Source organism: Paenibacillus lautus NBRC 15380 (assembly GCF_004000945.1).
In the GTDB taxonomy this organism is placed as follows: Bacteria; Bacillota; Bacilli; order Paenibacillales; family Paenibacillaceae; genus Paenibacillus_AQ; species Paenibacillus_AQ lautus.
Genome location: NZ_BIMF01000028.1, coordinates 36710 through 46430 on the forward strand (window position 1 = coordinate 36710; position 9721 = coordinate 46430).

The 9721-nt window shown below is 50.7% G+C and carries 6 protein-coding genes; all 6 read left to right on the plus strand.

Going from position 1 to position 9721, the window contains the following annotated elements; genetic code table 11:
• Positions 1-7: 7 nt before the first annotated feature.
• The 6 genes from PLA01S_RS28945 to PLA01S_RS28970 all read left to right on the plus strand — a co-directional run bounded on the left by PLA01S_RS28945 (position 8) and on the right by PLA01S_RS28970 (position 9470).
• Entirely contained in the window at positions 8-1537 is a 1530-nt protein-coding gene (locus tag PLA01S_RS28945) for an ABC transporter substrate-binding protein (RefSeq protein ID WP_246059913.1), read from the plus strand.
• 291 nt (positions 1538-1828) lie between these two features.
• Positions 1829-4327: a DUF4855 domain-containing protein gene (locus tag PLA01S_RS28950; RefSeq protein WP_127595506.1), complete on the plus strand. Its 2499-nt coding sequence runs from the start codon at positions 1829-1831 to the stop codon at positions 4325-4327.
• An 18-nt stretch (positions 4328-4345) separates the two neighbouring features.
• Complete coding sequence (locus PLA01S_RS28955; protein WP_127595510.1) at positions 4346-5659, plus strand: ABC transporter substrate-binding protein; 1314 nt, start codon at positions 4346-4348, stop codon at positions 5657-5659.
• Positions 5660-5732: 73 nt separating this feature from the next.
• On the plus strand, positions 5733-6659 hold the full coding sequence (locus tag PLA01S_RS28960) for a carbohydrate ABC transporter permease (protein WP_127595513.1): 927 nt from the start codon (positions 5733-5735) through the stop codon (positions 6657-6659).
• Complete coding sequence (locus tag PLA01S_RS28965; protein WP_246059915.1) at positions 6659-7510, plus strand: carbohydrate ABC transporter permease; 852 nt, start codon at positions 6659-6661, stop codon at positions 7508-7510. Before PLA01S_RS28960 ends, PLA01S_RS28965 begins: the two co-directional genes overlap by 1 nt.
• A 37-nt stretch (positions 7511-7547) precedes the next feature.
• Entirely contained in the window at positions 7548-9470 is a 1923-nt protein-coding gene (locus PLA01S_RS28970; protein ID WP_127595516.1) for a hypothetical protein, read from the plus strand.
• Positions 9471-9721 lie beyond the last annotated feature (251 nt).

The following is a 9721-nucleotide window of genomic DNA, read 5'->3' on the forward strand; positions in this document are numbered from 1 at the left end:
CCAAGGAGTGAAGCATACAGTTCTTAGACGCATACGAATTCTCACAATTCTTCTTTCTGTTCTGCTGCTCGCCGGCTGCTTGCCGGATTCGGGTCGACAGGATGGATCAAGCCGGACCGAGCCGCCCCCTCCCGTCACGTTAAAAATAATGGTGCCAGGCGAGCGCTCCTCTGACTTTGATCTCGTTATCAGGGAGGCGGAGCGCAGACTGGCAGATTCGGGGATAAGCATCAAGCTTCAAATGGAATTTGTACCCTGGAACGACTTTGGCACTCGCTCTCAGGTTGCGCTTTCATCGGGCGAAGAAATTGATCTCATCTTTGACGCTCCGTGGCTGCACTTAAATGAAATGATTGCGAGCGGATACTACGAGCCGTTAGATGTTCTACTGAAGCAATACGGTCCAACGATTATAGCCAAGCGTCCGCATCAAATGTGGGACGCGAACCGGTTCAGGGGCCATGTGATGGCGATCCCGCTTGGCGTCAGCCATGTGATGAGTCATTCGTATTTTGTCCGTAAAGATATCCGCGAGAAGCATGGCGTACCGCCAATTAAAAATTACGAGGAAATGATCCGTTTCGCCTACATCGTGAAGGAGAAGGAGCCTGACCTTGTTTCTCTCATCGCGGGAGGAACGAGAAGCCAACAGTTATATAGTCAGGCGGCGTTCCGGCACTATCACGATTCGGCCAGCCATCTGCGGCCGACGCAGGCGCTGGACAGCAGTCTTATGCTTTATTACCAGCACAACAACGGTAAAGTGCACAATGTGTTCAAGGAGCTGGACTCGCCAGTCCGCAAGTGGGTGGAGGAAGCCCGTATTTTATATACCGATGGCATCATACACAAGGATGTGCTGGGCATTAAGGATTTTCAAGAACCGGGAATGGCCGGCCAGGTTGCCATATTTCCTACCGGCTCCTTCTACGTCGGTGAACTGGCGCAAGAAACGTTGAGGGAACATGCTCCGGAGGGCGAATGGGAGATTGTGACCTTCTTCGACGATGTGCCGGGGGCGAATATTTCAGACTTCTCGCAATGGAATTTTATCGCTGTTCCGGTTGCAAGCAAGCATAAGGAAGAGGCGATCCGGTTTCTGAATTGGGCGAACGAGAAGCCGAACTATGATTTACTCGCTTATGGCATCCAAGGCACGCACTGGGAACCTGTCGGAGACGACAAATTCAAGCAGCGCAATACTCGATATAATCAATCGGCTTTCGTTTGGATCTGGAACCCGGAGGACGAACGTATTTTGGAAAGCGACGCCCGGACGGAAAGGCTGTGGCGATTTATAAGGGATGCGGATAATTTCGTCCCTGATATTCTCACGGGATTCGAATTTGACAGTACGCCGGTTCAGGCTGAGCTTGACCGCTTTAACCGGATCGAGGCGAAGTATTATACGCCCCTGTTCAACGGAGTTCTTGATCCCGACTACGCCTGGTCGCAATTCGAAGCGGAAGCGGGGCAAGCTCTTGAAGCGATCGAGGAGGAGCTGCAAAGGCAGGTCGACGCATTTTTGTCCAGATAGATTGCCGTCGGCTGAGGGGCCGTGTTGGATGAGTTGGAAACCTGCCGTTAAGGAGGTTTTCCATTAAGCTAATTCATACAGTTTTTCAAACAACGCCCTGGCGAAATTTTGGTTTCGTAGGATGAGGGTGAGGGAAACGCACGGCTTAATAATGGATTAATTATACATAAAATGTAAAAAATTTAATTTATGTTGAAAGGGGTGATGCTGAGCTTTGATCCATTGCACGAAGTGCAACAGCGTTAACATTCTCAATTAACAGAGCCAATAAGAAAGGAGCAGCCATCTTTTATGAAAATAAACGCAAAACGCTCGATCTGTCTTATTCTTGTAAGCGTGATGACCGCCTTCTTGGCGATCCCTGCCGCATCTGCAGCTTATTTGCCGAAGAACGATCCGAGGTCGAACTACTCATCGAACATTGCACTGATCTATACGGGCTACTACAACCCGGCCAACTATGACGGAGAAAACATTGGGGATTATGACAAAGACAAATTTTTGCCTTATGTCGGGTACTTGGACGAACAAGGCAGAGCGCAAGATGACTTCTTTGATACGTTCTTAATGTTATCCTTGCAATCCCCGCACGGAGGCAGCTTGCACCGCTGGTACGATTGGGTGCCAAACTCGGTTCCGGGCAGGCTTGTGGATTGGCAGTATGCGATGGAGCGCCCGTTCGTCAAGAACCTTCAATTGGATGCACTGGACCAAGCGGTCAAGCAAGTCGGGAGCGATCTGGAAAATCGCGATAAGCAGGTCAATGTGTACTTGACGATACCGTTTCCCGATCCGCAGAGCCGGGATTTCGGCGACTTTAACGGAGACGGAGTTTCCGACGACTTGATCAGCCTCGAAGCGCGCAACGAGCTTGTTCAATGGTATATCGACACGATGGTCGAGCGATTCAAATCGAAGGGTTACAAGCATTTGAAATTGGCAGGCTTCTACTGGCTGCAGGAGGATCTGGACACAACCGTTCAAGGAGAAGCGGAAAATGTGAAAGCGACGTCAGACTATCTGAATTCAAAGGGGATGCGTCTAGGCTGGATTCCATGGTCGGGGGCAGGAGAGAAGGGCAACGGCAATAAGCACGGGTACGATTTCACGCTTGTGCAGCCCAACCACTATTTCCAAGCGGAAACCACGATAAAACGGATAGAGGAAACAGCGGCGCTTTCAAGAAACAACGGTCAAGGCGTTGAAATTGAATTCGACCAGCGAGCAATCGAAAACCCTTACTACAGACAAGTCTTTTACAACTATTTAATCGGCGGGGTGAAATACGGGTATATGGCGGATTCCCTTCTTGCTTACTACCAAGACGTCTATGCGATCTATGATTTCTATCATCACCGGAGCCCGATCGGACGCCAGCTATATGATGACATCTATCGCTTCGCGAAAGGCACATTCGTTCCTCCGATCGGAGACATTGAAGCGCGAGTGATTGATAGGGATGGAAACCCGATTCCGGACGCTCAAGTAACGAACGGAGACGGCTTCTCTGCATGGACCGATTCGAATGGCCGGTTTGCGACGAACGACCAGTTTGCGATTCAATATACGTTCACCGTAGCGAAAGAGGGCTACCAAAGCCGGACGGTTCGATTCGATGCGGTCCAAAGTGCGACGATCCGCAAAGATATCGTGCTCGCGCCGAGCGGAGGGCCTATCGCGGAGCAGCAAGTGATTGCCGATTTTGAAGGCGAATTCAACGTAGGAGGCAATAGCGTTGTCAACCGGTCGTTCAACACCGAAGCGGAATTTGTCCGTTCAGGCGAACAATCGTTAAAGGCTGTATTCCCAAACGGCTGGGGGCCTGTCCGGGCTTTCATCGATTCCGGCTCGGAAGCATTGGCCGGTTCGGACCGTCAATTCATCAATTACACAAACACCGATTGGAGCGCCTACGACTCGATTGGAATGGACGTGTACAACGCGACGAACACCGAGCAGCTGCTCGAGCTCGAATTTATGTACGACCAATACAGCTGGGCGTCCTCAAGGGTGAAGCAGGCGAAGCTGGCGCCGGGTCAGTGGAACCGTGTGGAGATACCGTTCGCGGAGCTGCGCGACGCGGGCGTCAATCTGCAGAATATCATTCGTCTCTCTCTGAAGATGAACGAGTTTCCGACTGAAGGAGCAACGTTATTCTTCGACAACATCAACCTGCTGAAGTACGAGAGCTTGGATAAGCCAACGGATACTTATATCGCGCTGCCTTCATCTGTGCCAACGATGGACATTGGAGCCAGATGGACGCCATCCGTAATGGATCGCGCGTCATTAGATGAGCAAGGTAAGCATACAGTCGTTGCCGATGCTTCGTTCGAATCCTCCAACCCGGCTGTACTGGAGGTAACGCCGGACGGGGTGTTGAAAGCGCTTGCTCCGGGAAAGGCGACGCTTCGAGCCTTCGCGAACGGCATCGAAGCGGAATCGAAGGTGATCGAGGTATCGGGTCAAACGTTCCATGAGCTGAAGGGCGGCCGTTCGAAGCTTACGCCGGGAGAATCGGCAACGATATCGCTGCGCAGCTTCTTCGACAACGGCTATCTGATTCCACGGGAAAATGCTTCCTACAGCTGGTCCGTGAAGGGCGATGCGGTCCTATTGAACGATAAGCTTCAACAAGACGGAACCGCAGTCGAAAATGAAAAGCTGCTTGTGGGCGTAAAAAATGGAAGCGCCAGGATATCGGTCACAGTTACGTACAACGGCAAGTCGGAGACGATCGAGCGACTCGTCATCGTAACACCGAAGGGCTTAGTAGCTCCACAAAACTAGAAAAAGGGGTGAATTCCAATGCAACAATCAAATATAAAAAAACGCTTTAAACTGGGTCGCGCTTTACTACTGCTGCTGCTTGTCTCAGCAATAGGAATCAGCGCATGCTCGGGCGACAAGCAAGAGGGTCAAACGATAGAAATTCAATTATGGAATCCGTTTACCGGCGACGGCGCTGCCGTTGTAGACGGCATTATTGAGAAGTTCAACGCGAGCCAGTCGGAAATTACGGTCAAATCACTGAGCAATCAAGATCCGCAGAAGCAGTTGACCGCTATATCCGGCGGCAACGCTCCCGACCTTGTCATCACGTATTGGAACAATATCGGTCCTTGGTCTGAAGCGGGCGCGGTCCTGAACTTGGAGGACTTCGTCAAATCATCGGGCTTCGACACTGCTCAAATCATTCCGGCCGCTCTTGACAGGATGAAGGTTGACGGCTCAATCCACGGCTTCCCGATCTCGATGAGCATGGCTAACAAGCTGTTTTACAACAAAAAAGCGTTCGCCGATGCAGGCATTGCGGCTCCCCCGGAAACGCTGGAGCAAATGTTCGAATATGCCAAGCAGTTAACCAAAAAGGACGCTGACGGAAATATTACCCAAATTGGCTTCATACCTGACTATCCATGGATCGATAACGTCTTCTGGCCGATCATCTTCGGCGGCTCGTGGGATGACGGAAACGGCAAGCTGACGGCAAACCAGAAGGCAAATGTGGATGCGATCGCGTATCAGGCGGCCTATTACAAGGAATTCGGCAACGATGGCATCAGTAAATTCAAATCGGGGATGGGACAAATGAACACGCCGCAGGATCCGATCATTACCGGCGATCTGGCCATGATCATCGGCTGGGAGAACTGGTACAACGACAAACGTGGCGAAGACGGCGAGATCGGTGTCGCTCCGTTCCCGTATCCGCAGGACCGTCCGGAATTAATAAACTCCGGCATGGTCAGCCCTGTAGCGATGTTCATCCCGACAAAGGCAGAGCATCAGGAGGAGGCTTGGAAAGTAATGCAATATTTGCTTTCTGAAGAGGTTCAAATCGAGTATGCAATCCAAAACAAGACCATACCAGTGCGGCTAAGCGCACTTGACAATCCGAAGCTGAAGGAGAATGAAGCGACGATACCGCTGAGAGAATTTTTCGAAAGCGCAAAGAGCCCGAACTTGAACGGCTTCCCGAACAGCATTTACATCAATGAGTATTTGCAGGTATTGAACGAAGAGACAGAAAAGGCGCTTAAAGGGCAAATATCCGCTCAGGAAGCGATGGACACCGTCGTTGAAAAGATGCAGCCGAAAGCGGACGAAGCGAAGAAGTAATAGGAACAACCAGAAACGCCTGGGTCAAATCCTACCGTTTCTGGCTTAATTGCATCGATTGGAGGTTACCTGAATGTCTGCAAGCAATTCAATCGGCATCAAGAAGCGTGAGCGCAAGCGGCTGCTCATCGGTTTATGCTTTATTAGTCCATGGCTGATCGGACTTTTGCTTTTTCAATTGTTTCCGATCTTAACCTCTTTCTACTACAGCTTGACGGATTATAATTTGTTTTCTTCACCGGAATGGGTCGGCTTAAGTAATTATGCAGAAATGTTCAGGGATGAGAAGGTATGGCTCTCCTTGTACAATACGCTGTTTATGGCTGTATTCGGCTTGTTTCCTCATCTCGCATTCGCCTTGGCGATCGCGCTCCTCCTGAACCGAAATGTGAAAGGCCAGTCCATCTACCGGACGATCTATTTTCTGCCAACACTGGTGCCTGTCGTGGCGGCGACGTTGTTGTGGATGTGGCTGTTAAACGCGCAGTACGGTTTGATTAACGAGCTGCTGGGCCGAATTGGACTGCCGCAGCCGGTATGGCTGCTCGACCCGCTTTGGACGAAGCCGGCTCTGATCATGATGGGATTCTGGGGAACAGGGACGACAACGATTATGTATTTGGCTGCCTTGCAGGAGGTTCCGAAGCTATATTACGAAGCAGCGGATATCGACGGGGCTAACGCTTGGCATAAATTCCGTCATATTACGCTTCCGGCTATTTCCCCGATGACGCTGTTCCATGTCATTATGGGGCTGATTGGCGCGCTTCAATTGTTTACGCAAGGCTATGTGTTTACTGAGGGGAACAAGCAATCAATGGGAGGGCCTGAAAATTCGCTTCTGTTCTACGCGATCTACTTGTACCAGACGGCTTTCTCGTTCTTAAAAATGGGGTATGCGTCGGCGATGGCTTGGCTCTTATTCCTCATTGTGTTCCTGTTGACGATTATTGTGTTCAAAACGTCGGCAAAATGGGTGTACTACGGAGGTGAGCGTTAATGAATGGGAACATGAACACTCAGCCTGCCCATAGGCAGTCGAAGCTTGTTGCTCATATTTTCCTCATCCTCGTTGGCATCCTGTTTCTTATGCCTTTCGTGTGGCTTGTTATCACTTCGCTGAAGACAGACGCTGAAATATTCATCGTTCCTGTCAGGTGGTGGCCGAATGAGCTGCAATGGAATAACTATATTGAAGCGGTTCAGGCGATTCCGTTCTTCCAATACACGTTCAACACAGTATGGATCGCAGCCTTGTGCGTGGCAGGCGTCGTCCTGTTCGCTCCTCTCGTCGCCTATGGCTTTGCGCGAATCGATTTCAAAGGCAGGAACGTTCTGTTTCTTATTATGATGAGCACATTAATGCTTCCCTTCCAAGTAACGATGATTCCGATCTATGTCATGTTCAACAAAATCGATCTTGTTGATTCGTACTGGCCGATCGTGCTTTCTTCGTGGTTTGGTACAGGGATGGCGTATTATATTTTTCTTATGAGGCAATTTTTTATGGGAATTCCGCACGAGCTGACCGAATCTGCCAAAATAGACGGCGCTTCGGAATTTCGGATTTATGCGGCGATTATGCTGCCATTGTCGAAGCCGGCTGTATTGACCGTTGGCCTGTTCACGTTTCTTGGCGCATGGGGAGACTTTCAAGGGCCTTTAATTTACTTGAACGATCCTGATCATTGGACGCTCTCTATCGGTCTAAAGCAATACATTCGCGAAAACTCTGTCGCTTGGGGCCAATTGATGGCAGCTTCTACTTTATTTACGCTGCCGATCGTCATCTTGTACTTCTTCGTACAGAAGAAATTTATTGAAGGGATAACTATTACAGGCATGAAATAATGAATCGTATAGGAAGTCCCGCAGAAGGAGTCGAGCTATGCCTAACAAAAAAATAGCGGTCGTCGCCGCGGAGAACAGCGATTTATCGGAGCTGATGCTGGCTTGCTGCCCAGAGGCTGTATGGCTGAAACCTGCTGAGATGGTTGACGCAAATCTGGATCATTTTGAGGCGATTGCCCTTCTCGGAGGCGCCTCGGAGAAGCCGCTCATGCTGTCTCCGGAGGAGAGGCTGATCGTCGAGAAGGAAATTCAGAGAGGCAAGCAGGTGTTTGCGGAATATGTCGCAAGCATCGGCGACGTATACGCTTCGCCGCCGGAGAGCACAAGATATGAGAGATTGGTGTTCTGTTCGAATGAAATTAAGATTGATGGATTGATGCTTGGAGACGTCTTAGACGATCAGTGCGGGATGAGGATCAAGCCGCATGATATCACTTGCTCGCATCGGCGGCCGATTCTCACGTTCGCTTCCGTCCATACGCATGCTTCCGTCGAGGTTTCCGATGAAATGATGAGCCGGATTTCCGACCGGGCGCTCTGGTTTGAAGACCCGGATAACCTGCTGGTCTGCTCGTTCCGGCTAAGCCCGTTCATCAGAGCCCGGTTTGCGCCGAAACGGAAAATTTTGAATACGGTCGCCTATATATTGGGTTGGCTGTTTCAAGAGAAGGTTGATCTTGAGGATGTGAAATTCAGTTACAATTTCATTGAGGCGGGGAGCGGTCTCGAGCCTCTAGAACAACGGATCACTCATAGTGCAGACCGGGCTTTGGCATGGTTTGAGAGATCAGGTGTTCTGCAGAGCGAAGGAAGAAGCGGCGTATGGGAAGGAATGGGCACAGAAATTATGCCGAATGGGACTCAGCGAATAAGTGCCATTCGCCGCGCCGATTGCATCGGAGAAGTTGCCCTGCCGTATTTTCTCAACTATTTGCGCACCTCGGATGAACGTGATTTGCTCATTTCCGAGCGATTGCACGACTACGTTTTCGATTATTTTCTGAATAAGGAGCCTGGCGATTGCTACGGCATGCTGCGCTGGACGGAAGAAGCCTGGGGCGTGTGCTATCAGGACGATGTCGCGCGCGCGCTCATTCCGCACATGCTGAAATGTCTGTATACGGGCTCGCAGTACCGATTGGACGAAACGGCAGCTGCCTTAAGGTTTCTTTTGAAAACCACAGGCACTGACGGTACAAGAGTATTCCGCACCGACAACAAAACGCTGAACAAGGAGCGGATTCGAGCGCTGCAGAACGAACCGGGTGGACTGCCTTCTGCGCATTACAACGGCTATTATTGGGCGGCTCTATTTCTGGCGTACAAGCTGACCGGGGAACGCTCTTTCCTTGAAACAGGTATCCGGGGGATGGAGACGATCATGAGCGTATACCCGGATACGGTGCGGGAGCAAAGCCAGACGCAAGAATACTGCCGGCTGATTTTGCCGCTCGCCTGGATGTATTGGGTTACAGGGGATTCGAAGCATCAGCGGTGGCTTTACCAGGTTGCAAACGATTTGCAATCCTTCAAGCACAGCTCGGGCGCTTATCTCGAGTGGGACGCAGGATATAAAGCAGCGATGCGCAGCGGAATGGGGCAGGGCGAAAGCACACTGCTTGCCCGAAACGGCGATCCGGTGGCGGATCTGCTTTACTCGAACAATTGGCTGCCGATCGGCTTTATGCAGGCGTATTTCGTAACGAAGGACGACCGGTTTTTGAAATGGTGGGAGGAGCACGCCGCTTTTCTCGCTTCCGCCCAGCTCGCAAGCGACAACCCATCGATTGACGGAGCATGGGCACGTGCGTTCGATGTGAATCTGCACGAAGTTTTCGGTTCTCCGGCGGATGCCGGCTGGGGTCCTTGGGCCATTGAATCGGGCTGGACCGTGGCGGAGATTACATCCGGATTGTTAATGGGGCTGTTGAAGGAGCGGTTGCGGCAGGCCTACGAGTGATGACTTTCCTGTAAGAAATATGGGACTATTGGTAGGGATTGGACAAATAGAATAGGGTTAATGTGTGAGACCATAGTGACTACACGCTTAGATAGCGGGTTCATTACGGTCTCTTTTTGTCAATTTTGGGGTAGTGCCAACATTTTGACGGATTTATACGCTTAGCATTAGCGGACATACATCAGCACAATAAAGATGTCGGGGGACAAGATTATGTCCCAAAGAAAGTCGCTAATTTAGCGGCTTTTTTG